A 26,149-nucleotide genomic window follows, 5' to 3' on the forward strand; every position below is an offset into this window, starting at 1 on the left:
CATATACTCGAGAGCTGTTCGAAAAGCCTGGCTTTTTGAACAGCTTTTTAATTCATCGGACCCACCCTCAGGCAGGTACTGCGCGTGTCCAAGATGATGGTCTTTACGGGGAACGCTAACCCCGATCTGGCGCGTCGCGTCGTTCGTCAATTGCATATCCCACTCGGCGATGTTGCAGTAGGCAAATTTTCCGACGGCGAAATCAGTGTCGAAATCAATGAAAATGTTCGCGGTAAGGACGTCTTCCTGATTCAACCGACCTGCGCGCCCACCAACGATAACCTGATGGAATTGGTGGTGATGGCTGACGCCTTCCGCCGCTCCTCGGCCTCCCGCATTACCGCGGTCATCCCCTACTTTGGTTACGCCCGTCAGGATCGCCGTCCGCGCTCCGCACGTGTGGCGATCAGCGCCAAGGTCGTGGCTGACATGCTGGCCAACGTAGGTGTCAACCGTGTTCTCACGGTCGACCTGCACGCTGACCAGATTCAGGGCTTCTTCGACATCCCGGTCGACAACATCTACGGTTCGCCGACCCTGGTCGACGACATCGAAGATCAGCGCTTCGAAAACCTGCTCATCGTCTCTCCGGACATCGGCGGCGTGGTTCGTGCGCGTGCCGTGGCCAAGAGCCTCGGTGTCGACCTGGCGATCATCGACAAACGCCGCCCGAAAGCCAACGTCTCGGAAGTCATGCACATCATCGGTGATGTTCAGGGCCGTACCTGCGTACTGGTCGACGACATGGTCGATACGGCCGGCACTCTGTGCCTCGCCGCCAAGGCCCTCAAGGACCACGGCGCCGAGCGTGTGTATGCCTACTGCACCCACCCGGTGCTGTCTGGCCGCGCCATCGAAAATGTTGAAAACTCCATTCTCGACGAGCTGGTGGTGACTAACACCATTCCGCTGTCCGCAGCCGCGCAGGCCTGCCCGCGCATTCGTCAGCTGGATATTGCACCGGTTGTAGCTGAAGCGGTACGCCGCATCAGCAATGAGGAATCTATCAGCGCCATGTTCCGCTAACGGCTTTGCCGTTGGCTGCTGCATACGCTGAACATATGCTCCGCCTTTGCGCGGAGCTTTTTGCCGAACCGCCCGGACGCTGGTCGCAAGCGAATGGTCGGCAAGGCTATTTTGGAGAAACTGAAATGACTAAATTCACCCTGGAAGCCGCTGCGCGTTCCGACCTGGGGAAAGGTGCGAGCCGCCGCCTGCGTCGTAACGAAAACATGGTTCCGGCCGTTATCTACGGTGGCAACCAAGAGCCGCTGTCCATCAGCCTGCTGGCCAAAGACCTGGCCAAAATGCTGGAAAACGAAATTGCCTTCAGTAACGTGATCACCCTGAACGTCGACGGCGCCAGCCAAGACGTCGTGATCAAGGCCCTGCAGCGCCACCCGGCGAAGAACTTCGTCCTGCACGCTGACTTCCAGCGCGTGGTTGCTGGCCAGAAGCTGACCGCCACCGTACCGGTGCACCTGATCAATCAGGAAAGCTCCATCGGCGTCAAGACTCAGGGCGGCGAAGTCTACCTGAACCTGCCGGACGTTGAAGTTTCCTGCCTGCCGCAAGACCTGCCGGACGTGATCGAAGTTGACATCGCCAACCTCGAAGTTGGCCAGGTCCTGCATATGAGCGACCTGAAACTGCCGGAAGGCGTTGCACTGGTTTCGCTGATTCATGGCAGCGACCTGCCGGTGGTCAACATCCACGCTTCTCGCGTTTCGAAGACCGCCGAAGAAGGCGAAGAAGCTGCCGAGTAATCTACTCGCAGCTGCTTGAGGAAGGGCCCCTGATGTGACTGCCGTACAACTGATCGTTGGCCTGGGAAATCCAGGCCCCGAATACGACCAGACCCGGCATAACGCAGGGGCTCTTTTCGTTGAGCGTCTGGCCGACCGCGAAGGCGTACGCCTGGCCCTCGACAAAAAGTATTTTGGCTTGACGGGTAAATTCACCCATCAGGGCCGCGATGTTCGTCTACTGATCCCCACCACCTTCATGAACCGCAGCGGACAGGCCGTCGCCGCGCTGGCGAGATTCTTCCGCATCGAGCCGGAAGCCATCCTGGTGGCACACGACGAACTCGACATGCCTCCCGGCGTCGCCAAGCTCAAACAGGGCGGCGGACACGGCGGGCACAACGGGTTGCGCGACATCATCGCCCAACTCGGCAATCAAAACAGCTTCCACCGCCTGCGCCTGGGCATCGGTCACCCCGGCCACAGCAGCCAGGTCACCGGCTACGTACTGGGCCGCGCGCCACGCAGCGAGCAGGAACTGCTCGACGCCAGCATCGACTTCGCCCTGGGCGTATTGCCCGAGATACTGGCCGGCGACTGGATCAAGGCCATGCACAAGCTGCACAGTCAGAAAGCCTGATCACCACCCCTTTACCGTCTTTATCTCCGCGAGGGATACACCATGGGATTCAATTGCGGCATCGTCGGCCTGCCCAACGTCGGCAAGTCCACCCTGTTCAACGCCTTGACCAAGTCCGGCATCGCCGCAGAGAACTTCCCCTTCTGCACCATCGAGCCGAACAGCGGCATCGTGCCCATGCCCGACGCGCGCCTCGAGGCCCTGGCGGAGATCGTCAAGCCCGAGCGTGTCCTGCCGACCACCATGGAATTCGTCGACATCGCGGGCCTGGTGGCCGGTGCCTCCAAAGGGGAAGGCCTGGGCAACAAATTCCTCGCCAACATTCGCGAGACCGACGCCATCGCCCACGTGGTGCGCTGCTTCGAAGATGACAACGTCATCCACGTCTCCAACAGCGTCGACCCCAAGCGCGACATCGAAATCATCGATCTCGAGCTGATCTTCGCCGACCTCGACAGCTGCGAGAAGCAACTGCAAAAGGTAACCCGCAACGCCAAGGGCGGCGACAAGGAAGCCATTGCGCAGAAGGGCCTGCTGGAACAGCTGATCGCCCACTTCACCGCAGGCAAGCCGGCTCGCAGCCTGATGAAGGACATGAGCAACGAAGAAAAGCTGATCATCCGTGGCTTCCACCTACTGACCAGCAAGCCGGTGATGTACATCGCCAACGTTTCCGAAGACGGCTTCGAGAACAACCCGCTGCTCGACGTGGTGAAAGGCATCGCCGACGAAGAAGGCGCGATTGTGGTGCCGGTGTGCAACAAGATCGAGGCGGAAATCGCCGAACTCGACGACGGCGAAGAAAAGGACATGTTCCTCGAAGCCATTGGCATGACCGAGCCGGGCCTGAACCGCGTGATCCGCGCCGGATACGAACTGCTCAACCTGCAGACCTACTTCACCGCCGGCGTGAAGGAAGTGCGTGCCTGGACCGTCAAGGTCGGCGCCACCGCCCCACAGGCCGCCGCCGTGATTCACACCGATTTCGAGAAAGGCTTTATCCGTGCCGAAGTCATCGCCTATGACGACTTCATCCAGTACAAGGGCGAAGCCGGAGCCAAGGAAGCCGGCAAATGGCGCTTGGAAGGCAAGGAATACATCGTCAAGGATGGCGACGTAATGCACTTCCGTTTCAACGTCTGACATTTGGCAGTCATGAAAAGCCGCGCACATGCGCGGCTTTTTGCATGGTGGCGGTCGCTCGATAACAGACTGGACATCCACCGCCTCGCTACTAGTCTTCAGGCATTAACGAGACGATCAAGGTCTCTACCATGGCCCTAAAGCATGCAACCTCAGGCGAGGTCGTCAATCTGCTGCAGACCTCTGGGTCTCTAGGCCTTATTTCCCAGGCACTGGTCAGCGCACCACGCCTGGAGCTGATGCGCCTGGTATTACCGGCCGGCAAGCTCGTGCCCCGTCACGCCGTTACCGGCCCCATCACCATCTTCTGCCACCAGGGCAATCTTGAGGTGCAGGTCGACGCTGACTGGCAACCGATGGATGCCAACGACCTTATGTATCTGGATGGCGACGTTGGGCATGCCCTGCGTGCGCTCAGCGACGCCATTGTTCTGGTGACGATCTTTCGACCACCGGGAACTCACGCCTCAGTCGATACCTGATTCAGCGCGCCAAACGCTTCGCTCATCCCTCACCTGAACGTCGGGAAAGGAAAGCAGCCATGGAAAAAACGCTACGAATTCTCAGTTTTGTCGTGCTCGCACTGATGCTGGCAAGCATTGTTTATGCCGCTGCGATCAGCGCGCTGCACTGGACCGGAATCGGCGTTTGAACCCGCCACGAGGGCTTCGCCATGAATAAACGCCAAACCCGTCTGTTCGCGCTGATTTCCACCGGCATCGCGGTGCTTGTGTTCCTGGGGCTGACCGTTGATAGCCACCGACAATTTCCCACGCTGACCAATGCTCAGAGCATCACGCCAGAGGTAACGCGTGGCAAGGACGTCTGGCATGAAAATAACTGCATCAACTGCCACACCCTGTTCGGCGAGGGTGCTTACTACGCACCGGACCTGACCAAGATCACCCAACACCGCGGTGCGCCTTACCTGACGGCCTTTCTCAAGGACCCGTCGCGTTTCTATGACGAACAGCGACACCGTCGGCTGATGCCGAACCAGAACCTCAGCGATCAAGACATCGCCGCCCTGATCGCCTTTCTCGACTGGGTGGCCAACGTCGACAACCAGGGCTGGCCGCCACGGCCGATCCTCGTGAGTGGCGCCTCGATTCCCGGCACCAGCATGAGCATTTCCCAGCAGGACGCCGCCTCGGCCAGTCAGCAGTTGCCACCCGGCGCGCGCCCGGTCAGCGGCAACGAAGATCCCATCGCCTTAGGCGAAGCGCTGTTTCGCAGCGCCACTCCCGTGTGCACGGCGTGCCATTCCACCGCGCCCGGCGTGAACCTGGCAGGGCCCACCCTCGCCGGCCTGGCGACGCGCGCCGAGCAAACCCTGGCCTCGCCGGACTACCACGGCCAGGCCGACACCGTGGAAGACTTTATTCGCGAGTCGATCATCGCGCCCAGCGAATACCTGCACCCCGGCGATATGTATTCGGCCGGCGGCACGTCATTCATGCCCACCACCTACGCCGACGCGCTGAGCGACGAACAGCTCGACCAGTTGGTCGCTTATCTGGCGAGTTTCAAATAACCGCACGCCCGGGCCGCACTCCATGCACAGGGGATGACCATGCGCTACCACTCACAGTCTGTCGCTTACTGGTATTTCGCCGTCGCCATGGTGCTGTTCGGCTTGCAACTGGTATTCGGCCTGCTCTCCGCGGCCAAGTACCTCGGGCCGGACCCGCTGCTGTATCTGCTGCCGTTCGACGTTACCAAGGTGATTCACACCAACCTGCTGATCGTCTGGGTACTCACCGGCTTCATGGGTGCCACCTACTGGCTGGTGCCCGACGAGTCGCGCACCGAGCTGTACAGCACCAAGCTGGCCTACATCCAACTTGGCCTGTGGGTGGTGATGGGTGTCAGCGCGATCATTGGCTACCTGTTCCGCTACGGCACCGGTAACAAGCTGCTGGAACAGCCCCTGCCGCATAAGCTCGTCATCGTCATCTGCATGCTGATCTTCCTTTACAACATCGGCATGACCATCAAGAAATCCGGGCGTTTCACCACCACCGAGGGCGTGCTGCTGCTCGGTTTGGCCAGCGCTGCGGTGCTCTACCTGCCAGCTCTGCTGCATTACGAGAATTACACCGTGTCGATCTATTACCGCTGGTGGACCATCCACCTGTGGGTTGAAGGCGTCTGGGAAATGATCCAGGGTGGCTTCCTCGCCTACCTGCTGATCCGCCTGTCCGGTGCTGATCGCGAGGTGATGGAAAAATGGCTATACGTGATCGTCGGCCTGGTGTTCATCGCCGGCATTCTCGGCACCGCGCACCACTATTACTGGGTCGGCGTGCCCGGCTACTGGCTGCCCATCGGCGGCTTTTTCAGTGCCCTTGAACCGGCAGCGCTGCTGGGCATGGCAATGTACGCCTACTACGCCATGCGCCGCTCGGGGCTGGCCCACCCCAACAAGCTGGCTCTGCACTGGACCCTGGGCAGCGCCGTGTTCACCCTGTTTGGTGCCGGCCTGCTGGGCTTGGCCCATACCTTTCCGAGCATCAACAAGTGGACCCACGGCACGCTGATCACCGCCATGCACGGCCATGCCGCCTTTTATGGCGCCTACGCGATGATCATCATGGCGATGATCGCCTACGCCATGCCGGCCATCACCCGGCGCGACAGTGAGGATGGCGACAGCATCGGCTATTGGGCCTTCTGGTTGCAGTTGGGTGGCATGTTCGGTATGACCCTGTCGTTCGCCACGGCCGGCATCGGCCAGGTCTATCTGGAACGGGTCATGGGCATGGGCTATCTGGACGCCCAGCTTAAAATCCAAATCCACTTCGTCATGCTCATTGCCACCGCCTCGATGTTTGCGGTCGGCGTGGGTTTGTTCATCTACGACTTCTTTCGCTATGCGCCGCGCTTCGTCGTCGATGACCAAGAGCCGCTCGTCACGCCCGGCGTGCGAGCGAACGTGTGATGAATTTGTCGGCCGCACCCATCGTACCGGTGGATGGGCACGCCGCGCCTCGCGCAGCCGAGCCTTGGTACGCGCCCAGTGGCGACGAAGTGACGATCTTCGAGCAATGTCATGCGCGGCAACTGGCAGTGATGCTCAAGGGGCCGACCGGTTGTGGCAAGACGCGCTTCGTCGAGCACATGGCCTGGCGGCTGGGCCGACCGCTGGTCACCGTTTCCTGTCACGACGACATGACCGCCAGCGACCTGCTCGGCCGTTTTCTCATCGACCATGACGGCACCCGTTGGAGCGACGGCCCGCTGACCCGCGCCGTACGAGAAGGCGCCCTGTGCTATCTCGACGAAGTGGTCGAAGCCCGTCAGGACACCATCGTCGTGCTGCATCCGCTGACCGACCATCGACGCATCCTGCCGTTGGACAAGACCGGCGAAACCCTCGACGCCGCGCCCGGCTTTCAACTGGTGGTGTCCTATAACCCTGGCTACCAGCGCATGCTCAAGGATCTGAAACCCAGCACGCGGCAGCGGTTCGTCGCCCTGGATTTCGACTTTCCGCCAACCGAGCAGGAAGTACGCATCGTCATGCACGAAAGCGGTGCCGACCACGCCACGGCTCACGCGCTGGTCTCGCTCGGCCAAAAACTGCGTGGCCTGCAGGACCGTGGCCTGGCCGAAGTCCCCAGCACGCGCTTGTTGATTGCCACCGCCCGCCTGATCGCCAGCGGCATTGGTGTGCGCAGCGCCTGCAACGCCGCCTTGATCGCCCCCCTGTCAGACGACGCCGCGCTGGTGGGTGCGATGCGGGACCTGGTCGACCTGACCTTTATCTGATGGCCGAAGCCGAAGACGTCCTCAGTGATGTTGCACGCCATGCCACTATCTATATCCAACGTCTGTGGCGGCGCCAGCGCAGCAGCCAGGCAACGCCAAAGCCAGTCGGACTGGAGGACCTTAGCGAGCGCCTCGACCTGCTGATACAGGCGGCCCTCGGTTGCCGCTTTCCACTGCGTATCGCCCAACCGCCGGCGCCGCCCACCTTGCTGCAACAGCTCTGGCAGCGTGGTGAACATCCGCGCCGGCACGCGGCCATTCCGGCAACCGACGATAGGCATATCTGGCTACCGGCGTACCTGAACACGACCGATGCGGAGGATGCGGCGCAGCAGTACCGCACCCTGGCCCTGCAACAGGCCATGCGCGCGCGACGCGGCAGCGCCACTCATGCCGAGCAACTGGAAACACCGCTACAACGCGCGCTTTATCTGCTCTGCGAAGCCTGGGCGGCAGACTGTGAATTGCTCGATCTGCTGCCGGGTCTGGCACCGGCGCTGGCTGCGCTGCGCCAGCATGCCTTGCGCACTCGGCCAGCGCTTGAGCAATTTCCCGCCGCACGCCAGCCCGTGGAGCGCTTTCTGCGCACCCTGCTGCAAGACCGCGACACGCTCTTGCCGCCCCTTGCGCACCCCGCTGCGTCAGTCACTGAAGCTCGACGCCTGGCTACGCGATTAATGCGCGTAACCGCCGCTTACCACGGGCCGCAACCCCTGTTGCTGGATTGCTGGACCGGCGAATTGCGTCCTGCTGCGGCGCACATGAACGTCGCACAACCGCCCGATGTGGAGCCGGACACGACGGTCACCCGCAGCGCCCACCTGCCTCGTAGTCCACGGGTACGCGAAAGCCAGGAAGATGAGGACGACCGGCAACCTGGCGCCTGGATGATCCAGCCTTCGCCGCCGCTGGAGCAGGCTGAAGATGCTCAGGGGCTGCAGCGACCCACCGACCGCGACGACGCCACTCCCGCCGAGGAGTTTGCCGATGCCTTGTCGGAGCTTGAAGAAGCGCGGCTGATCGTGGCGCCCGGCACGCCCAGGGAAGTGCTGATTTCCGAAGATTCGCCGCGCACACGCGCCCTGCGCGCGCGCCCGACACTCGAATCCCCTGCGCCGTATTTTGCCTACCCGGAGTGGGATTACCGCAGCCAGTCATACCGACAGCCCGGCGCGTTCGTGCACCTGTTGCCCACGCCAGCGGGGCCAGCCCAGTGGGTGACGCAGACGCTGGAACATCACCGCAGCTTGCTGACGGCCATACGCCGGCAGTTTGAAATGCTCCGCGCCCAGCGCCAGCGGCTGCGTCGCCAATTGGAGGGCAACGAGCCGGACCTTGACGCTTATCTGGAAGGCCTGGCCGATGCCCGCGCCGGGCTGTGCATGCCCCAGGCGCTGTACCAGACGCAACGCACTGCGCGGCGCGACATGGCGATCATGCTGCTGGTGGATGCCAGCGGCTCAACCGATGGCTGGCTGTCTCGCCAGCGGCGCATCATTGATGTGGAACGCGAGGCGCTGCTGCTGGTGTGCCTGGCACTGGAAGGGCTGGGGCAGCCGTACAGTGTGAAGAGTTTTTCCGGCGAAGGTCCGCAGCAGGTGACGATGCGTACGCTCAAGGCATTCGATGAACACTACAACGAGGTCGTCGGGAAGCGAATCGCCGCGCTTGAGCCGGAGCGCTACACCCGTGCCGGCGCTGCCATTCGCCATGCCAGCGCCTCTTTGATGCGCGAGCCGGCCAGCCACCGGCTGTTGCTGTTGCTCTCCGATGGCAAACCCAATGATGTTGATGAGTATGAGGGCCGCTACGGCGTGGAGGACATGCGCCAAGCCGTCAACGAAGCTCGCCTGCAGGGCATTCACCCGTTCTGCCTGACCATCGACCGCCAGGCTGCCACCTACCTGCCGGCGGTCTTCGGAGCCCGCCATTACGCGCTGCTGGCCAGCCCGGAACGGCTTCCCGCCGTTCTGCTGAACTGGCTACGGCAATTGATCACTCACTGACGTGGCTTTGGTGGCTCTTGGCTAGGCGAACAGCGCCTTGGGCGTGATCCCCAGCGCGCGGCGAAACACCTGAATGAACGCACTGACGCTCTGGTAGCCCACTTTTTGTGCGACCACAGCCAATGCCTCGCCATCGGCCAGCTGCTCCAGTGCCAACAGCAGGCGCATCTGCTGTCGCCATTGGGCGAAACTCAGGCCGGTTTCCTTGAGAAAACGGCGGGTCAGGGTGCGCCGGGGAATACCGGTATTACTTGCCCAGGCATCCAGGTCGGCATCATTGGCGGGGTTCTGCACCAATTGGGTGGTCATCGCCAACAGACGCGGGTCGCTCGGCATCGGCAAGAACAGCGCCGGCAAGGGTTTGCGTGCGAAGGCATCGGCAAAAACCTGTAGATAGGGTTCGTTGTCGCTAAGCGGCATTTCGGTCAACAGCCCTTGCAGCAAAGGCGTCAGCGACACGACCTTGGGCTCGGGCGGCATTAGCCCCCGGCTCCACTCTTGGGAAAAGCTCAGCTGCAAGCCGCGCACCTTGCCGTGGCTGACCATGCCATGAACATGCAGGGAAGGAACCCAGCCGACGTGACCGGCCGGAATTACCCACAATCCACGCTCGGTCTGCAAGCTCACTACGCCGTTTTCGACAGTGAACAGTTGGCCTTGCACTTGGGCCTTCATCATCGGGTTGTGGAGAGGACGCACCAGATGACGTACTTCGAGTAAATCCATGAAATGGCCTGCCTAGAATACTTAGCGGCATTTTAACACAGTAGGGCCACTACTTAGCCATACCCTGGCGGCACCTTCCTCGTAAGTAGTTGAGTACCGTACGCGGCGAGCGGGGAAATGCTCTGCGCTTAAAACGTGCCTAACAGGCTATCGGCCTCGCTGAAAAAACCTTCAGCGTTGAATGGACGAGTCTTGATAGCCGGGCGGCAACATAGCGCAAAACGCAGCAGCAATCTTCCGCCTGTGTCACCCCTCTTGTCGATGCGACACGCCGCCTCCATGCCATTGGGCGGATTGGGCGGGGGCATGATTTGCGCGTTTCTAACTGCACTAGCAGCATCGTCGAGCTGAGTGCCCTCCACCGCTGCTCGCCGCTTAAGATACCGCCGCTGTGGGCCGATCATTTTCCGGTTGCTGTTCGGCCTCGGCGTCTGCTTACCATTACCCGGAAAGCGTTGTCAGGCGCATCGCCTACAATCTGTTTCGCCATCACCAATACCTTGATTCTCGCCACCTTGCGCGGGCCGACGAGCCCGGGTCGGCCTGCTAACCAATTGAAAGCAACGCAAAAAATCCAAACAGAGGGTTGACAGCTGCGCCCGATCCGAGAATAATGCGCGCCAATTCGGCTACATAGCTCAGTTGGTTAGAGCGCAGCATTCATAATGCTGATGTCCCAGGTTCAAGTCCCGGTGTAGCCACCAAATCCAAGAAGCCCGCCTCGTGCGGGCTTTCTTTTTTTGTCTTCCCTCTCTTTCTCCGCCGAGTCATCACTGCGGCTTGAACCTGCGTGGCAGTTGCCTTGGCGATGGTCGCAAGGGCAGGCAATGAGACCGACATCTGGGCAAGGCCGAGGAGCAGCATTACCAGCCGCGCTCGGGATCACCATGAGCACGACGCCGACACTAAATGGATGCGATTCGTATCACCTCTTGCGCCCGTGGTGCGGACGGTTGCCGTGCAGAGCGTTGCGCTTTTGTCCTCCTTGAGCGTTCCCACGAGCCGCCAAGCAATCCGGCGCCCGCTGTATAGCCACGCATTGATCAAAGGCACCCACCCGACGCTTAGGTCAGTTTGACCCGACGCACAAGGCTCAGGGAAAACTGCCGCTGTGCAGCCCTCCTTCGCACGAGCAGCGTTCTGCATGCGATCAAGGACGCGGCAGCTGCTGCTGCCTAACTGCGCTTCATGCTCTCAATAAAATAAGCTCTTTTTGAAGTGCATCGTCAGCTGGCTGATTTTTTCTGCAGCCCTGACGCCGAACAGTGCGTGATTTATCCGGTAAAAAGTCGGCCAAAAATGCTTCATCTCTTTGTGTGAAACTGTTTTCGCCAATTCGAAACAGGAGCGGGCCAAGTCCTGCTTGCCTTCCCGGAGCGCCGCCCGACCTATCTCCCACAAACACGCCGAAAACGCGGCTAGGCTGGTCTCAGACACAGCGCCCACCGATTCGAGCGTCATCAGTATTTTCTCCACTTCTCCTTCCAGCCGGCTCGGTGAGTTTTTCCGTTTAATACTGATGCGGTCTGCTGAAAAATGGACGCGATGGGTATAGATTTTCACCGGTTGATAAGCGAATCGGGCGCCCTTGGCAGCCAAGCGCACATGCAGATTCCACTCCTGACCGCTTTTGAACCTGGCGTCAAAGCCGCCGACTTTTTTCAGCAAGTCTTTTCTATGCATCGGCGTAGAGGTCAGTATATTGGCCATTATTAACTGCGGTAACTGCTCACGCTCCTGATGGATCACCACGTTATTGATCGTCTTTACGTCGCCCTCTCTGTGTATGATGTAATCGCCATAGACTATTGAATTTGCATCAAGCTTTTTCATGGCATCAACTTGTAATGCAATAGCTTCGGCAAGTAAGAAATCGTCCGCATCCAGAAACTTTATATAGTCTCCGTCGGCCGCACACAGTGCCTTATTGCGAGCAACGCAAGCCCCCTGATTGGTTTGTGAAATGACTTTAAGCTCCTTATAATGTTCAAGCACTTCACGGGTTCCATCGGTCGAGCCATCATCAACAACAATAACCTCAACACGCCCATAGTTTTGACCAAGCACACTTTCCACGCACTTAGCAATAAAACGCTCAGAATTAAAAGCCGGGATTAAAACGGATACCAAGGGGCTGTTCATAAGCTTCTTTCGATTGGCAAACCATCATTTTGGCGTTTCCTCGAGCACTCTGTGACCAAGCCATCGGAAAGCGCGATAGGTTCTGGCCAACCAAATTTTCTACCTAGCAGTTCATCCCACTCAGCAGGATCGAACGTATAGAAGCCCGCAGCCGGGGTCAGGGTAAGCTCGCCGATGTACAGCTGCCCTTGATGTAAATAAAAATCGACTCGCAGATAGCCAAAGGAAGCAGCGAGCTCTTTGGCTATGCGCAGCATCTCGCCAAGCAATGGCGGCTTGGGAGTTGGCTCAGCACTGGAATTTTTCCCCCTGCGCCGAAAAGGTGCAAGGCTCCAATCCTCCAGATAGATCTCTTGTGTCGGGCTTAGCAGCCGCTCGTGTATGTGCTGTATAAAAATATACGGATCGTTACTGTCGCCCGGGTTGAAGACATTGAACTTATAATCATCCGGTGGCCGGCCATCACTCAGTAACGCCTTTTCAAAGAGAATCTTGGGCTTGATGAATTTATAATGCTTTTCTCGATACCGACTTGAAAAATCTGACTCCAGCCAACTCCTGGCCAGTCGGGCCAACGCCTTTGGATTTTCTTCTTCCTTGCAGGTGATGATTTTCACCTGGCCAGCGCTGTGATTAGCCTTCATTACAAAGGTCGCCGGCAACCTGTCAAATGTTTCAGGCGTAACGTCTTCGCAAATACTATAAATGGGCACCAGATACTGCTCGCCCACCGTAGCAGCCAAATAGCGTCTGACTTCGGCCTTATCCGCAAGGCGCGAAAAGACAGGGTGCGGATAACGCATCCTGTGGAATATCTTCTCGGAAAAAAAAAGCGGCTTATGGAAATTACAGAAACGCCCGTAATTTTGCCAATAACGGGCCTGATAAAAAATGAAATCCGGCGAGCGCGCTATTAGCGTACTCAAGCGCTCACCCAGCCTTAACATGCTCATTCCAGCACCCCTTGCTTGAGGTTCCGGCTGGCGGCACTCAACCTGGAGCAAGCCATTATGGTGGTAGCAATCAGCAACAAGTTCAGAAACGCCCCGGCCAGGCTAAATGCAGCCACTGCAACCATGTCGCTTTTGAACACAAAAAAACCCACGTAGATGGCCACAACCCGCGCAAATACGCTTGCCACCTCATACACCAAAAAAAACTTTTGTAACGAGAGTGCCGCTATCGCGGCAATACTGGGCCGATTTATAAAGCCAAAGAATAGCCAGCACGCCAACCATTGGGCATAGCCTCCTGCAACCTGCCACTCCTCGCCAAACACCCACTGAAACAGCCAGGGGCCCAACACCACCACGAGCAAAAAGGGAAACACACCCACCACGGCAAGCGCCGCCGTAGCTTTGATGATCAGTCCGGAAAGCTGCTCTCCTGCATGGGCGGCCTCGGTGAATTTCGGATAGAAAACATCACTGACGGATTTTCCAACCAGCATCGACGGCACCGCCATGACGGTTCTGGCCAAGGTATAAAAACCCGCTGAAGCGGGTCCAAACAGGCTCGCAAGCAGCATGACAGGCAGGCTTTGCGAGAGCGCATTTAGTAAGACTTGCGGTGCTCTGAATAACGGAAAATCTGCATGGATTCTGGCCCAGCCCTTCAGCTCCGCTATCGTTGTACGCGTACTCGACGGGCCAGAAAAAAGCCCCGCTCCCGTCGCGAGCATCACGGCGTGCAGTGCGCGTCCTGCCACCGCCAGGACAATCAAGGTACTGGCAAAAGGGTGGACAACCCCTATCCCGGTCTTGCTCATGTTCAGTAGAAGCGATTGGATTATTGCCACGCGCGCCGTGACAGAAAACTTCCCCTTTCGAATAAGCCATTGCTCCGCTACCTGCATGCAGGCTGCAAAAAACATCGCCACTGGAATCAGCATCATGAAACCAGAGATAGCCTGCAAGCCCAGCAAGCGGACCAGTTGGTCTGCCGAAAAATACAATGCCACCGCAGTTAGCACAGTGATCACCAGCGCTAGCAATACGGACAGCTTTGCTATGGCAAGCGCTTCATGATCCTTCTTGGGTAGAACAATGGCGATGGGATAGGTGAGCGCGGCAATAGGCGTCAAAACAACCAATATGGCCATGAACGCACCTAATTGCCCAAACGACTCCGGCCCATACATGCGGGTGATCACTGGCGCAAAGGCTATGGTGATCGCTTGGGCGGCAGCGGATCCTGTGGCTACGGCCAACACATTGCGCACGAAAGGTCGCTGGCTCAGGTCTTTGAGTGTGATAGGCAAAGTACGCATTTTTGTATTGATCAGCCCTTTAGCGTTTTGCCAGAGCCTGCTGTGCACTTCTAATCAGGCAAATCCTTTGTCCTCATCAGTAAAGCGTTTTTTTGCGCTTCTGCCTGAAATTCCGAGGCGGGGGCTGAACAACTGCCGAAGCCGCTGTTCCTCGCAAAAAGCGCAGGTAATGCCTAGCGCCGGATCCCTCCCGCAGGCACAGCTCCCTCCGGCACCGCACCCCGCAGCTCCTCATGCTGTAAAAAAAGGCGGATATAGCGAGCCTGATGCTGACTGATCTGTTGATTGCGGGCCTCCAGGGTTTGCTCCAGAGCCTGCATGGTATTGAGCTGTTCACAGGACAGCGCGCGGGTGTCAGCCAGCTGTTTTTCCAAGGTCCGGATTTCTGTCTGAGCCAAACGCAGCTCTGCACGCAGCGTATTGAATTCCAGCTCTTGCCGAGCCAGGGATTGCTGGCGGAATTTCCGCTCGGCGTGCAAGCGGCGTATTTGCCCCTGCCTGCCGCTCAATCTCAGGCTTTGCCATACCAGCGTCAGCAGCAGCAGGATGCTCAGCAGCATTGATCCGCCAAGCACTGCCCAGCTCAGGCTCATGGTAGTCATGTTTTTCTACGCCCTGCAAAAAGAGTAATGGCAAAACGATATGTAGATTTATGCGACAGGTCTATAATGTGGATGTGTACAGGTAAAGTTTTCAAGCACATGGAGAGCATATGAAGCGCAAGCAATCGATCGACCAGGTCCGGTGGGATCTGGCCCTACGCTATCGATTGATCGAAACCGTAGCCTGGTGGGAAGGCCGGCTGACCACTGGGCACCTGATGCAAAGCTTTGGGATCAGTCGGCAGCAAGCTTCCAAGGACATCAACACCTACCTGACTGAGCATGCCCCGAAAAATCTCGCCTACGACAAACACCTCAAGGGATATGTGCCGGGCCGGCAATTCAAGCCGCTGTTTATCGATGACAGCGCCAGTGCCTATCTGCATTTGCTCAATCAGAACCATGAACGCGCACCGCACATAGACGGACTGGCCTTGGCCTACGCACACACCGAAGTGCTCAATGTGCCAGACCGGAGCATTTGTCCGCAGATTTTGCGGCCGATCCTCAAAGCCTGCCGCGAAGGGCTACGCCTGGAGAGTGAGTACGTATCGCTGACGAACCCAGCCGCGGAACACCGGGTAATTGCCCCGCACACGCTCGTCTACACCGGCATGCGCTGGCATGTGAGGGCGTATTGTGAAAAAAATCAGGATTACCGCGACTTCGTACTCAGCCGATTTCGCGGTGAGCCTGACCTGATGGATACCAGTCACAACGGGCGTGACGCGGATGTCGGCTGGATGACCTGGGTTGACGTGGTTCTGGAGCCTGATCCGCGCTTGAGCGGGGTGCAAAAAAGCATCATCGAGACGGATTTCGGTATGCGTGATGGCCAGCTGCGTATCCCCAGCCGCGGGGCACTGGTGCAGTATGTATTGCAGCGCTACCAGATCGATTCCACGAAGATTCAGACCAAAGCCGCGGCGCAGCAGATCGTGGTGGCTAACCTGGATGAGCTGCAAGCTTGGCTGTACAACTGACCAGATCGGAGCCCTGACCTGTCAACTAAAGGCACAGGTCAAGGTGGGAGCAACGCGGCGCTCAGCGCCGTTTGGGCAAGGTTGCCAGCAGCAGCCCACCGAAAATCAGTGCGCCACCCATCCAATGGAAGCCTTGCAGGGTTTCACCCAGCAGCACGTAAGCCAACACGGCAGCGAACACCGGCATCGAATACAAGGCCAGCGAAGCTTTGGCCGCGCCAATGATTTTTACTCCCTGGTTCCAGGTCACGTAGGCCACCAGCGAGGCAAGCAGCGCAGTGTAGCCAATCGCGCCGAGTGTGCGGGGCGTCACCTCGAAGCCGCCCACCTGGCGCAGCTCAATCAGGTAGAACGGCAGAATGGCAACGAGCCCGACCGAAACGAACGCTGCCAGTAATACCAGCGGCGGCAACGCAAAGTAACTACCCCAGCGGCGCAACAGCACCGTATACAACGCCCATGCCAGCACCGCGAGCAACATGACCAGATCGCCAGGGTTGAACGACAGGCCCAGCAGGTTTTCCAGGCGCGCCTGACTGATCAATACCAGTAGGCCGCAGACCGCAATCAGCATGCCGAGCCAGGACCGCGGAGATGGCCACTCCTTGAGCAGGAAGCCGGCACTGATAAAGGTCGCCAGCGGTATGCAGGTATTGAGCAGGGTGATGTTGATGGCTGTCGTGCTTTGAGCGGCGCTGTACAACAGCGAGTTATAGGCACCGATGCCCAATGCGGCGGTCAGCGCCAACCGCCAGCCGGCCTTGCGCAACACGGCGCGCTGCTGCCAGAGCGGCACGATCACGAACGGCAATAGCACGGCAAGAGCCAAGGCCCAGCGCCAGAACGACAAGGCGAAAGGGTGGATTTCTCCTGAGGTGGCGCGGGCCACCAAAGCATTGCCTGCCCACAGCAGACTGGACAACAACAGGCCGGCAGCGGCCCAGGCGGAGCGAGAGTTCATTACGTGGTCTCAACGGCTATCGGCCACAGGGCAGCCGATCAAATGTGGGGCTTACGCCCCGAATGGCGCGCGTCACCTTACGAAGCGAACTGAAGTTTGACAAGGCAAAAAGCCATTCTCGACACTCAATGTGTCATCAGCGACAGCCGCATCGAGCCTGCAAAGGGAGGTTGCTGTTAGGTAGAAACCCGACGACGCCGCAGTCTGAAGCCCAGCCAGACGATCAGCACCATCAAGAAGCCAACCAATGCGGCCGCTCCCCATTGCAACAGGCCCGCATACTTGAACAGCTCAGTCGGCGCCAGGCTGGCCACGCGCAGTAAACGCTGCTCGGCGGCTGCGCCGTTACTGGAAATGTCCGCCAGGCCGTCACCGTCCAGATCCGGCAATCGGGAAATGTAGTCAAGCAGCGCCTGCCATTCCTTGTATTCCTGGATTCCCTCTTTCTGCGGTTCACGGTCGAACACCGCATCGCGAATCATCGCCAGAGGTTGGCCGTCGGCATCCTTGGGCACCACTTCGAGCAATCCCTTGCTGAGTTCAGAAATCAGCCAGGTGAAGCTGCCGACATAACTGGTCGCCCCGACGCTGAGCAAACCCGGCCTGGCCATATCCAGTTCCTGATATCCCTGCTCTGCTGACCCCAGCCAGATTCGGCTGACACGGTCGAACGGCACGCGGTACGGGTTGTAGCTAAACCTGATACCCGATACCCGCGGGTAATAGCTGTCGCTCTCACGCAGCTGATAGGCCAGCAGCAGCACCTCGAGAATGTTTTTAATTTCGCGGGGGGTGAAATACACCTTGATCAGCGGATAGCCGGGCTCATCGTCGAACTCCCCGATTCCCAGCGGCGCGATCCTGAACAGGTCCGATACGTTCTGCACGCCGGTGCGCCCCACAAACAGGTCATCTCGGATAGTGCCATTGCCTGTAAACGCAATATTGCTACGCGTCGCCTGACGCAACGCGTCGGTCACCAGATTGCCCAGAACGGGATCATCCCAGGCGCGGGTCAACGTCTTGTCGACCTTGGCCAGAGGTTGATCGAAGCGGTAGCCCAACGGCTGCAGAACTCGTGCACTGACCTGGCTCTGGTAATCAGCAACCTGGGCGCTGATTGCTTCATCACCCGGCAAGGCGTCGTCAATGGGGTGCAGCTGGTAATTCACCAGCCGGGGAACGCCCGCCTCGTCCAGGCGCATGTGCAGCTCGCCCAGGTACTGGATTTCCGAGCCAGCCTGCAGCACCAGCGTGCGGCCATTGACCAGCACAGGCTGGGTCAGCACCGAATGCGAATGGGCGCCGACCACGATATCGATACCAGGCACGCGTTCGACCAGCTCTATGTCCTCGCCGCGCCAACTCCCGTCGGGCTGCTGACTGACGCCCATGTGCGACAGCAGGATCACCACATCGACCTGTTCCTTATCACGCAGCGTACGCACCATTTCTGCTGCTACATCTATGGGATCGGCGAAAGTCACCGGCGTCATCAGCGGGCTGACCTCTACAGCGTCGTACCCCATCAGACCGAACAGGCCAAACCGCAGGCCACCCCTTTCCACCACCCGGTAAGGCAGGATGCGTCCCTCATCCTGATGCACCTGAAGACGGTCATCGTCTGCCTGCTGAGCTGAAAAACGGATATTGCTCGACAGAATCGGCACCAGACCCGCGCCTTCTGCACGAGCGGCGGCATCGATCATTTTCGCCAGCCCATCCGGGCGAAAATCGAATTCATGGTTGCCCAAAGTGGTCGCGTCATACCCCAACGCGCTGAGCAGGCGCAGCTCGCTGCCCAGTTCACGGGTTACGGTATGAAACAGTGTCCCCATGCTGAAATCACCGCCATCGAGCAACAACACCGGCCGCTCATCCGCCGCCGCGCGTCGTTGCTTGAGCAGCGTGGCCAGCCGGGCCACGCCGCCAACGGTAGCGTCATCGTCTGTGGTGCCAGGGGTGTATTCATTATTGGGGCCAAACCCCAGCAAGCGGGACTGCCAATCGTTGGTATGCAAAAGCGTGAAACTGCGGTCGGCTGCCAACCCATGACCGACTATCGTCAGCAGCAGTACGGTAAGCAGGAAGCGGAAGACGTGCATGAAAATCCTTGTACAGTGAGAGGGAGATCCGCTGGCCAACTGCCGGACACTCGGTCGGAATCATCCCATCTTCAACCGGTCCACACCAACAAACACCTAGGCGGGAGCCGGTCATGAACGATAAACGTAAACCCTATGTTCCTGAGGAAATCGATGACCTGCAGGACCGCATGGGATCCATTGAACAATTGGATTTCAATACTGACGATGAACGGCTGGGACGTACCGGAGAACGGTTGTCCGACGAAGAATTGCGCGACAGATTTCCACCCAAGCGCGTTCGTGAAGCGGGCATGACCGGTGGCGAGGCGCTCGGTCCGGATGTTCACGAAGACGGCATCACCCAGGATGACCTCAGTCCTGAAACACTGTTCGACGAAAGCGGGGCTCGCTCGCCCAATGAGCGCGGCCACGGAGGTGCCGCGGATGAGTCGTTGAGCGTGGTTGAAGGCAGCGAAATAGGTGGCGGGTACGGGCTGGACGAAGCCGAACTGGCGCAGATACTGCCGCTGGATGGCGAGCCGGAAAACCCGCCCGGCCAGGAGCCTATCCCCAAGGGAGATGACCCAGCGGACCATAACCCGCCCCGCAAGGGCGGCAAATAGATCAGTCGAGCAACGTGCAGGCCATAACCAGGGCATCTTCACCGCCCCCCGGCGCCGGATAATAATTGCGGCGCCGGCCAATCTCGTTGAAACCGAAGCGCTCATACAGCCGGTAGGCAGAGTGATTCGAAGCCCGTACTTCCAGAAAACACTCCTGGCCGCCCCGTTGGCGGGCTCGAGCCATCAAATGTTCGAGCAACGCCAACCCCAGGCCCTGCCCCTGAAAAGCCGGGGAAATGGTGATATTCAGCAAGTGAGCCTCATCGAGAATCAGATCGATCACGCCATGGCCGACCTGCTCATTTTCCACAAACATCACCCAGCACTCATAAGATTTCACAGCATCGACATACAGGCCGCGTGTCCAAGGATGGCTAAAGGCAGCATGTTCGATAGCCAGAACGGCGTCGATATCCGCTTCGGTCATGGGGCGGAAATTCAGGGTGTTACTCATTATTGGCACACTACTCAAGAGCCTGAAGAAAGTGGGTTCAGTGCACAACGTGCCAACGTGGCATCACTCTGCGCATTGAGTGCCAAAGCTCACGCTTGCGCACAGGTTCGTCCATCAGCAACTCGAGTCCCGGCATCGTCCAGGCAGCGCCCAAGCCTTCGATCTGTAATTCACGGTGGAATGCATGCTCATCGACTTCGCCAGCAAAGCGCAGAGCCGGGGCACCGATCAGCCACAGGCACGCGCAGGGCTGTTCATCTTCAGCCATCCGGGCCGCGATGAAGCTCTGCACGAAATCGCGCGCTTCGTCGGGACCTTGCTCCAACTGTCCGCGCATCAGCAAAGGCCAGCGCACTGGCTCGCCAACCAACCGTGGGCTGTCAGGTAGGCCAGCGGCGCGCAGCAAATCACGCAACAGCAGATAAGCCGGGTCGCGGCTCTGGAAAGCTTCGCCTGTGGGTAATTCAACCAGCAGCAGACAATTGCCGGCCCGTAACAACTGCAAGGAAAACCGGGGTGGCGTAACCGCCACAGGCGCAGGTGCCACAGGTGTTTGGGGCGAGGCCGCTGCTTCCACACCCGCCGAGGCAACTGGTGGCCGGATGCTCTCGCGCAACTGCTGCACAGACTGTGGGCCATTATTGGTAGGGAGTTTCGCTCCCTGCACAGGGGCGGCAACCTGCTTATCACGCCCAGATGATGGCACAGGCGCAGCTCGTACTTCGGCCTTGGCGACCGGAAGCACTGCCAGCACGGCCGAGTTCGAGGGTGCAGCATGGGGCAAATCCACGCGCGGCAGCCACGTGTCGATCTGCATGGCATTTAGATAGGCGCGGCGGCCACTCTCGCTGATCAAATCCCTTCCACCTGCGGATGAGCGCGCAGCACACTGGCCTGCATCAAGTTCAAGGCATTGAGATAAGCCTTGGCAGACGCCACCACGATATCGGTATCGGCACCATTGCCATTGACGATACGCCCACCTTTTTCAAGACGCACCGTGACTTCTCCTTGGGAGTCAGTGCCCTGAGTGATCGCATTGACGGAATACAGTTGCAGCGTGGCCTGCGACCCCGCAATGCTTTCGATCGCCTTGAACGTCGCATCAACTGGGCCTGAGCCCTGGGCACTGGCTGCCTGCTCATGCCCGTCGACCGCCAGCATGAGCCTGGCTTGCGGCACTTGGCCGGTCTTGCTAGTCACTTCCAGACTGGTTAGCTTGTAGTGCTCGGGCGTTTCCTCAGTCAGGGTATCGGTCACCAGCGCCTGCAAATCCTCGTCGAAGATTTCATGTTTCTTGTCAGCCAGATCTTTGAAGCGGGCAAACGCTGCATTCAATTCATCCTCCGCCAGCGCGATGCCGAGCTCGTCCAGGCGAGAGCGGAAGGCAGCACGACCGGAGTGCTTGCCCATGACCATCTTGTTGGCATTCCAGCCGACCGATTGCGCCGACATGATTTCATAGGTTTCGCGATGCTTGAGCACGCCATCCTGGTGGATGCCCGATTCGTGGGCGAACGCATTCGCACCGACAATGGCCTTGTTCGGCTGTACCGGAAAGCCGGTAATTCCGGACACCAACCGCGAGGCACTGAGGATATGCTCTGTTTCAATACGCGTATGTACACCGAGAAGATCCTGGCGAGTCTTGATCGCCATGACGATTTCTTCCAAGGCGGCATTGCCGGCCCGCTCTCCCAAGCCGTTGATGGTGCATTCCACCTGACGCGCACCCGCCACTACGGCGGCCAGCGAGTTGGCCACTGCCAACCCCAGGTCGTTGTGGCAATGCACCGAGAAGACTGCCTTATCGGCATTGGGAATGCGCGTCAGCAACTCGGCAATCAGCTCACCATATTGGTGGGGGATTGCATAGCCGACAGTGTCCGGAATATTGATGGTGCGCGCCCCCGCATCGATTGCCGCTTCAACGATGCGGCACAGAAAATCGATATCTGAACGCCCGGCATCTTCGCAGGAGAACTCTACGTCGGCACACAGGTTACGAGCCTTCGTCACCGCTCGCACCGCCTGCTCGACCACCTGGTCAGGCTGCATGCGCAGCTTGTATTGCATGTGAATCGGGCTAGTAGCGATAAAGGTGTGAATCCGGCCGGAATTGGCCCCCTTAAGCGCTTCCGCCGCGCGCTCAATATCGGCATCGACCGCGCGGGCCAGGCTGCACACGGTACTATCATGGATAGTGTCGGCAATCGTCTTGACCGCTGCGAAATCCCCGGGACTGGCAATCGCAAAGCCCGCTTCAATCACATCGACACGCAACCGTTCCAGTGCCTTTGCAATGCGCAGTTTCTCTTCCCCGGTCATCGACGCACCGGGGCTCTGCTCGCCATCACGCAAGGTGGTATCGAAAATTATCACGCGGTCATTGCTGCTCATGTCCACTCCTCGCGGCCAGCTCGCCCAGAACTCAAGCGATACGTCGCGGCAACACCGCAGCGCATCCAATACGGTGAATTGTGGCCCGAAAGGCGGCCTGGGGAAAGCAGCAGGAGACGCTTGCCATCCGCAGAACGGCAAACGTGCTGGAAATTAGGGGGAGGCGAAGATATACAGGTTGCCCTGCATACGAACCGCACCATCGATCTGGTAGGTAAAGAGATCATGCTGCTGCAGGCCGGGCCCCTGACTCGCCTGGTTGGCACCCGAAAGAGAGTATTGCGCATTGGTAAAGCGCGCCTCGCGCAACCCAACCCTCAATGCTTCGCTATTGAACTGTGCTCCTTCGCCATTGAACCCGCTGTCGATCTTGACTATGTCCAGCGTAACTCCATCGAAGCTGAACGTGCCTTTGATGTTATCAATGATAATAAATCCCGCACTTCGCCCAGGATTAATGGCAATACGCGCTCCACAGCCTCCTGCACAACGCGTCAAGTCTGGATTGGGATTAAAAGTCACCGAAGCGCTGAGAGTGATGCCATCCTGGCCCGTGACTGCACCCAACTCCTCTTCCGCCAAGGGGCGCAGGTCGGCCCATGCCATCAATGAAGAGCAGCCCAACAGAATGCTGGCAAATATTCGATGCATGATGGCTCCTCAGCGCGGCAAGTTAACCGTGCGCATTTCCAGATAGTCGAGACGCAAACCTCGAATAGCCTGTGCCCCCACATTAACGCCACTCAGACTTACATTACCGACGCTGATGTTGCTCTTGGGTACTTGGGCATAAAATTCCTGATGATTAGCCCAGGTAACCGCTGGCAATTTAAAGCGCAACTCACCATCGGAAAACACACTGAAATGCAGCGGCTGCAGCTTGCCGTGCCCGATATTGATATCGAAATAGACGTTCTTAGCCACCAGCCGATTCAGGTCTGTACAGTTGCGGCAGGCACTGGCAATTACTTTGTCTGCATACAGTTGAAGGCTGATTTCCCCTGCTAACCCCTCTGCATCGCCCCAAATATTCAGGTACGAGCCGTGCAAGGTGAAACCCTCGATATCGAGGCCGAAATAATCGCTGCGGGTCGTCGTGGCGCCTCTTATGCCGGCATTGCTGCTGCCGCTCCATGCAGTAGAGGCCACATTGAATGTCGATCCGAAACCGATATCCATGCCCTTTACCCGTGTCTCGCCATTCTTGAGCGAGGTCGAGACCATAACCAGGCTGACGCGATCCCCCTGTGCCTTCCCTATCCGCCCCCCCGAGCACATATAAGTGGTCGACGTCGGCACACCGCACAGGGAGCTGTATTCGTTGTAATCACCAATACGTTCAGCCAAGCTCCAGCCGTTTCGTAGTGTCTTCCAGGCTTCGCCAACAGCCTGCTGCGCAGTCATTAACTCCCCGCTTTTAGCGGTGAAAGCATCTACCGATGCGTTGTAGGCGCGGACATCGGGCACCAGCAAGCCTGAACAGACATCACCGCACCAGTACTTCTCGCCCAAATTGGGCTTCGGATACGTCCCGGTATTTCGAGCTGCCGCATGCAGATTACTCATGTTCGTTCTGGCTGCGACATATTCGTTATTCTTGATGTCCACGGTATTCTGCCGTGCTTGAACGGTCAGCATATCTGCATCGATGCCCTGCTTTAACGCAAGCCAGCCTCCGCCACTCAGATGCCTCAGATGCAGATGCTGACTCTGATCATTCATCACACTCAGCTGACCGTCGATTTTCGCTACGGCAAGATCCGGGTTCGTGCAGTTGGCCTCTCCATAAAGGCAGCCTTGGTAATAGGCCCACAAACCATACTTGTGCGTATCATTGAGAGGATCTGTCCAGGTCGGGGTTTGCAGCTGAAGAGCATGCGTACCCGCAGGTAACGTGGGGGAGGAATCTACAACGTTCAGTGTGAATGGGTGCAGGGGAGTACCAACCACAGCCGGAATATCTAGAGCTCCACGCTGACTGTTGGCACCTTTGACATAGAGCTTTTCCAACTCGATCGTCACAGGATTGTTTTGGGAATCCTTGATGCCAATGATTCGCGCATTCGCAGTGGATTGATCATAAAGAAAGTCACCCAGAAAAAAACCGATACCTGCTCCACTGACCTCGCCCATCTGCTCGTCGTCAAGCGGCTGCATCGCCCAACAGGTACCGCCTGATAAGATCAATACGGCCAACCACAGCGCGCGCCCTGTCATCTCAGCACCCCGCCCCTAGCGCACCGATACAAGTCGGCTCACGAGCCGTACCTCGCAAGGCGTCGTAGAGATTCAACAGGAAGGGGTATACCGCATTGGCACCCTCTCCCGTCTTGGCAAAGTTGGCAAAGGCACCACGCTGCGTCTCGACAAATTTGCCCGCATTGGCCAAATCCTGCCAAGGCACGTTTTGATTTTGCAGGGAAAAGAAAATCCCAGCCGCACCACCTTCCTGAATATTGCTTTTGGTCGGATCACCTACGTAGATAGATTTGTAGTTAGCAATGGGAAAGCAGGTGATCAAGCCCAAGGCGGCACAATCGGTTACCTTTGACAAGGTCGGGATCAGCGCAGCGATCAAGCCCGTCTCATCCGTCAGCAGGGATCCACCGGCTGGAACACCGATATGCGTAGCACGGTTGATATTAACCCCATCAATAGTGGTAAAGCCCGTGCCGTTCTGCAACAGCTCCACACCAGCGTACACTTCCGTGTCACCCGCTAGCAGCAGCGCCGTACAGTTGATCAGGTTGGCAATGCCGCAACCGGCAGTTTCTCGATAGAACTGATAAGCGATGGAGGCAGGTCCGTAAATCTTGCCTTCCATTTTTCCAGTCAACGACAAGATGTCACCCGACAGGTAGCCCATGGAGCGACCGAAACCTAACCGCAAACCTGCAACTTCGCGTACGCCCTGCGCATTCGATTTGAAAGCGAACTCGATGTAGGGGTCTAAAACCTTGAATGCCTCGATGGTTGCGTTAGGCGTATTGGCGTTGCGCACCCTGCCCAAGGCAAAATTATTGATCAAGATGTCTGCTGACTGGTTGGACGCCAGACCGGGAAGGCCTGCACGGTCGAAGTCTCCCATGCGCAGCTCTTCCATATTGGTCAGCACATCGATTTCGGCGCCCAGGTTGATCCGAGTGAACTGAAATCCGCTGTAGGTCAGCGCATCCATGGTGATCAGCGCCTGGCCGGAGATAGCCGACAATTCCTGGTCATCCATTGGCTTCAAAGCAGCCAAACTGGCAGCGCTGAAAACACAACCGCAAAGCAGAGCTAGAAGGCGTTTGCCGGGTGAAGTGAGGGGGCGCATGGACTCTTCCTTGTGATAGCCAGCAGACTCTTACAGCTACTGACTATAGGTAGCTGCGCCCTTAAAACAGACCAACCCATAGTCGTGTACTGACTGACTTGTTCAGCCTTCGAATTCTTCACTGTTACCAAGCCACCCTATGCGTAACACCGCCCTCACACGCTTATCCTCGAGAGGGAGCGCTTACGCACGTTTTTCCGCGCGCACAGACAAAACCCCAACCCGCGTGCGCGGATTGGGGTTTTGGGTTTAGGCGCTTGACGATGACCTACTCTCACATG

At 58.3% G+C, this 26,149-nt stretch carries 24 protein-coding genes and 1 tRNA gene; 12 read left to right on the plus strand and 13 right to left on the minus strand.

Annotated features, from left to right (window positions below; genetic code table 11):
• Positions 1-84: 84 nt before the first annotated feature.
• From H9642_RS13715 to H9642_RS13755, 9 genes are all read left to right on the plus strand, one after another.
• The gene (locus tag H9642_RS13715) at positions 85-1,026 is read left to right on the plus strand and encodes a ribose-phosphate pyrophosphokinase (protein ID WP_251837006.1); all 942 of its coding nucleotides are present in this window, start codon (positions 85-87) and stop codon (positions 1,024-1,026) included.
• A 125-nt stretch (positions 1,027-1,151) separates the two neighbouring features.
• Complete coding sequence (locus H9642_RS13720) at positions 1,152-1,766, plus strand: 50S ribosomal protein L25/general stress protein Ctc (protein ID WP_251837007.1); 615 nt, start codon at positions 1,152-1,154, stop codon at positions 1,764-1,766.
• Between the two features lie 34 nt (positions 1,767-1,800).
• Entirely contained in the window at positions 1,801-2,385 is a 585-nt protein-coding gene (pth, locus tag H9642_RS13725) for an aminoacyl-tRNA hydrolase (RefSeq protein ID WP_251837008.1), read from the plus strand.
• Between the two features lie 42 nt (positions 2,386-2,427).
• Positions 2,428-3,528 (plus strand): redox-regulated ATPase YchF, encoded by a 1,101-nt coding sequence (gene ychF / locus H9642_RS13730; protein ID WP_251837009.1) that lies wholly within the window; start codon positions 2,428-2,430, stop codon positions 3,526-3,528.
• 131 nt (positions 3,529-3,659) lie between these two features.
• Entirely contained in the window at positions 3,660-4,010 is a 351-nt protein-coding gene (locus tag H9642_RS13735) for a cupin domain-containing protein (RefSeq protein ID WP_251837010.1), read from the plus strand.
• A 191-nt stretch (positions 4,011-4,201) separates the two neighbouring features.
• Positions 4,202-5,062, plus strand: coding sequence for a c-type cytochrome (locus tag H9642_RS13740; RefSeq protein ID WP_251837011.1), 861 nt, complete (start codon positions 4,202-4,204; stop codon positions 5,060-5,062).
• Between the two features lie 39 nt (positions 5,063-5,101).
• Positions 5,102-6,469: a cbb3-type cytochrome c oxidase subunit I gene (locus H9642_RS13745; protein ID WP_251837012.1), complete on the plus strand. Its 1,368-nt coding sequence runs from the start codon at positions 5,102-5,104 to the stop codon at positions 6,467-6,469.
• Positions 6,469-7,299 (plus strand): CbbQ/NirQ/NorQ/GpvN family protein, encoded by an 831-nt coding sequence (locus H9642_RS13750; protein WP_251837013.1) that lies wholly within the window; start codon positions 6,469-6,471, stop codon positions 7,297-7,299. Before H9642_RS13745 ends, H9642_RS13750 begins: the two co-directional genes overlap by 1 nt.
• Complete coding sequence (locus H9642_RS13755) at positions 7,299-9,305, plus strand: nitric oxide reductase activation protein NorD (protein ID WP_251837014.1); 2,007 nt, start codon at positions 7,299-7,301, stop codon at positions 9,303-9,305. Before H9642_RS13750 ends, H9642_RS13755 begins: the two co-directional genes overlap by 1 nt.
• Before the next feature lie 21 nt (positions 9,306-9,326).
• Here H9642_RS13755 and H9642_RS13760 read toward each other — a convergent pair whose 3' ends face one another.
• Positions 9,327-10,031 carry a helix-turn-helix transcriptional regulator gene (locus H9642_RS13760; protein ID WP_251837015.1) on the minus strand — a complete coding sequence of 235 codons (705 nt, stop codon included), beginning with the start codon at positions 10,029-10,031 and terminating at the stop codon, positions 9,327-9,329.
• A 627-nt stretch (positions 10,032-10,658) separates the two neighbouring features.
• Here H9642_RS13760 and H9642_RS13765 point away from each other — a divergent pair.
• Positions 10,659-10,735, plus strand: a tRNA-Met gene (locus H9642_RS13765).
• A gap of 490 nt (positions 10,736-11,225) precedes the next feature.
• Here the strand turns inward: H9642_RS13765 and H9642_RS13770 are convergent.
• The 4 genes from H9642_RS13770 to H9642_RS13785 form a co-directional block, all read right to left on the minus strand.
• Positions 11,226-12,173: a glycosyltransferase family 2 protein gene (locus tag H9642_RS13770; RefSeq protein WP_251837016.1), complete on the minus strand. Its 948-nt coding sequence runs from the start codon at positions 12,171-12,173 to the stop codon at positions 11,226-11,228.
• Complete coding sequence (locus H9642_RS13775; protein WP_251837017.1) at positions 12,170-13,126, minus strand: ATP-grasp fold amidoligase family protein; 957 nt, start codon at positions 13,124-13,126, stop codon at positions 12,170-12,172. The genes H9642_RS13770 and H9642_RS13775 overlap by 4 nt, the downstream gene beginning before the upstream one ends.
• Positions 13,123-14,490 carry a lipopolysaccharide biosynthesis protein gene (locus tag H9642_RS13780; protein WP_251837018.1) on the minus strand — a complete coding sequence of 456 codons (1,368 nt, stop codon included), beginning with the start codon at positions 14,488-14,490 and terminating at the stop codon, positions 13,123-13,125. The genes H9642_RS13775 and H9642_RS13780 overlap by 4 nt, the downstream gene beginning before the upstream one ends.
• Before the next feature lie 125 nt (positions 14,491-14,615).
• The gene (locus H9642_RS13785) at positions 14,616-15,044 is read right to left on the minus strand and encodes a hypothetical protein (RefSeq protein WP_251837019.1); all 429 of its coding nucleotides are present in this window, start codon (positions 15,042-15,044) and stop codon (positions 14,616-14,618) included.
• A 110-nt stretch (positions 15,045-15,154) separates the two neighbouring features.
• Here H9642_RS13785 and H9642_RS13790 point away from each other — a divergent pair, with 110 nt between their 5' ends.
• Positions 15,155-16,027, plus strand: coding sequence for a helix-turn-helix transcriptional regulator (locus H9642_RS13790; RefSeq protein WP_251837020.1), 873 nt, complete (start codon positions 15,155-15,157; stop codon positions 16,025-16,027).
• A gap of 61 nt (positions 16,028-16,088) precedes the next feature.
• On the opposite strand, the gene H9642_RS13795 is transcribed toward H9642_RS13790, so the two are convergent.
• Positions 16,089-16,988 carry a DMT family transporter gene (locus H9642_RS13795; RefSeq protein WP_251837021.1) on the minus strand — a complete coding sequence of 300 codons (900 nt, stop codon included), beginning with the start codon at positions 16,986-16,988 and terminating at the stop codon, positions 16,089-16,091.
• A gap of 176 nt (positions 16,989-17,164) precedes the next feature.
• Positions 17,165-19,093, minus strand: a complete 1,929-nt coding sequence (locus tag H9642_RS13800) for a bifunctional metallophosphatase/5'-nucleotidase (protein WP_251837022.1) — start codon at positions 19,091-19,093, stop codon at positions 17,165-17,167.
• A 113-nt stretch (positions 19,094-19,206) separates the two neighbouring features.
• Here H9642_RS13800 and H9642_RS13805 point away from each other — a divergent pair, with 113 nt between their 5' ends.
• Positions 19,207-19,698 carry a phosphotransferase system, HPr-related protein gene (locus H9642_RS13805; protein WP_251837023.1) on the plus strand — a complete coding sequence of 164 codons (492 nt, stop codon included), beginning with the start codon at positions 19,207-19,209 and terminating at the stop codon, positions 19,696-19,698.
• Position 19,699: 1 nt separating this feature from the next.
• Here the strand turns inward: H9642_RS13805 and rimI are convergent, their stop codons facing one another.
• The 6 genes from rimI to H9642_RS13835 all read right to left on the minus strand — a co-directional run bounded on the left by rimI (position 19,700) and on the right by H9642_RS13835 (position 25,868).
• Positions 19,700-20,152, minus strand: coding sequence for a ribosomal protein S18-alanine N-acetyltransferase (rimI, locus tag H9642_RS13810; RefSeq protein WP_251837024.1), 453 nt, complete (start codon positions 20,150-20,152; stop codon positions 19,700-19,702).
• Positions 20,153-20,189: 37 nt separating this feature from the next.
• Positions 20,190-21,008 (minus strand): energy transducer TonB, encoded by an 819-nt coding sequence (locus H9642_RS13815; RefSeq protein ID WP_251837025.1) that lies wholly within the window; start codon positions 21,006-21,008, stop codon positions 20,190-20,192.
• Positions 21,005-22,552: a 2-isopropylmalate synthase gene (locus tag H9642_RS13820; protein ID WP_251837026.1), complete on the minus strand. Its 1,548-nt coding sequence runs from the start codon at positions 22,550-22,552 to the stop codon at positions 21,005-21,007. The genes H9642_RS13815 and H9642_RS13820 overlap by 4 nt, the downstream gene beginning before the upstream one ends.
• 153 nt (positions 22,553-22,705) lie before the next feature.
• Positions 22,706-23,203, minus strand: a complete 498-nt coding sequence (locus tag H9642_RS13825; RefSeq protein ID WP_251837027.1) for a DUF6160 family protein — start codon at positions 23,201-23,203, stop codon at positions 22,706-22,708.
• 9 nt (positions 23,204-23,212) lie between these two features.
• Positions 23,213-24,769 (minus strand): hypothetical protein, encoded by a 1,557-nt coding sequence (locus H9642_RS13830; RefSeq protein WP_251837028.1) that lies wholly within the window; start codon positions 24,767-24,769, stop codon positions 23,213-23,215.
• 1 nt (position 24,770) lies between these two features.
• Positions 24,771-25,868 carry a hypothetical protein gene (locus tag H9642_RS13835; RefSeq protein WP_251837029.1) on the minus strand — a complete coding sequence of 366 codons (1,098 nt, stop codon included), beginning with the start codon at positions 25,866-25,868 and terminating at the stop codon, positions 24,771-24,773.
• Between the last annotated feature and the right edge of the window lie 281 nt (positions 25,869-26,149).

Source organism: Serpens gallinarum, from assembly GCF_014836765.1.
Classification (GTDB): domain Bacteria; phylum Pseudomonadota; class Gammaproteobacteria; order Pseudomonadales; family Pseudomonadaceae; genus Serpens; species Serpens gallinarum.

Coding starts and splice junctions, on each gene's coding strand:
- H9642_RS13720 (WP_251837007.1), top strand. CDS start 1,152: ATGACTAAATTCACCCTGGAAGCCGCTGCGCGTTCCGACCTGGGGAAA.
- ychF (WP_251837009.1), top strand. CDS start 2,428: ATGGGATTCAATTGCGGCATCGTCGGCCTGCCCAACGTCGGCAAGTCC.
- H9642_RS13735 (WP_251837010.1), top strand. CDS start 3,660: ATGGCCCTAAAGCATGCAACCTCAGGCGAGGTCGTCAATCTGCTGCAG.
- H9642_RS13740 (WP_251837011.1), top strand. CDS start 4,202: ATGAATAAACGCCAAACCCGTCTGTTCGCGCTGATTTCCACCGGCATC.
- H9642_RS13745 (WP_251837012.1), top strand. CDS start 5,102: ATGCGCTACCACTCACAGTCTGTCGCTTACTGGTATTTCGCCGTCGCC.
- H9642_RS13750 (WP_251837013.1), top strand. CDS start 6,469: ATGAATTTGTCGGCCGCACCCATCGTACCGGTGGATGGGCACGCCGCG.
- H9642_RS13755 (WP_251837014.1), top strand. CDS start 7,299: ATGGCCGAAGCCGAAGACGTCCTCAGTGATGTTGCACGCCATGCCACT.
- H9642_RS13760 (WP_251837015.1), bottom strand. CDS start 10,031: ATGGATTTACTCGAAGTACGTCATCTGGTGCGTCCTCTCCACAACCCG.
- H9642_RS13770 (WP_251837016.1), bottom strand. CDS start 12,173: ATGAACAGCCCCTTGGTATCCGTTTTAATCCCGGCTTTTAATTCTGAG.
- H9642_RS13775 (WP_251837017.1), bottom strand. CDS start 13,126: ATGAGCATGTTAAGGCTGGGTGAGCGCTTGAGTACGCTAATAGCGCGC.
- H9642_RS13785 (WP_251837019.1), bottom strand. CDS start 15,044: ATGACTACCATGAGCCTGAGCTGGGCAGTGCTTGGCGGATCAATGCTG.
- H9642_RS13790 (WP_251837020.1), top strand. CDS start 15,155: ATGAAGCGCAAGCAATCGATCGACCAGGTCCGGTGGGATCTGGCCCTA.
- H9642_RS13795 (WP_251837021.1), bottom strand. CDS start 16,988: ATGAACTCTCGCTCCGCCTGGGCCGCTGCCGGCCTGTTGTTGTCCAGT.
- H9642_RS13800 (WP_251837022.1), bottom strand. CDS start 19,093: ATGCACGTCTTCCGCTTCCTGCTTACCGTACTGCTGCTGACGATAGTC.
- H9642_RS13805 (WP_251837023.1), top strand. CDS start 19,207: ATGAACGATAAACGTAAACCCTATGTTCCTGAGGAAATCGATGACCTG.
- rimI (WP_251837024.1), bottom strand. CDS start 20,152: ATGAGTAACACCCTGAATTTCCGCCCCATGACCGAAGCGGATATCGAC.
- H9642_RS13820 (WP_251837026.1), bottom strand. CDS start 22,552: ATGAGCAGCAATGACCGCGTGATAATTTTCGATACCACCTTGCGTGAT.
- H9642_RS13825 (WP_251837027.1), bottom strand. CDS start 23,203: ATGCATCGAATATTTGCCAGCATTCTGTTGGGCTGCTCTTCATTGATG.
- H9642_RS13830 (WP_251837028.1), bottom strand. CDS start 24,769: ATGACAGGGCGCGCGCTGTGGTTGGCCGTATTGATCTTATCAGGCGGT.
- H9642_RS13835 (WP_251837029.1), bottom strand. CDS start 25,868: ATGCGCCCCCTCACTTCACCCGGCAAACGCCTTCTAGCTCTGCTTTGC.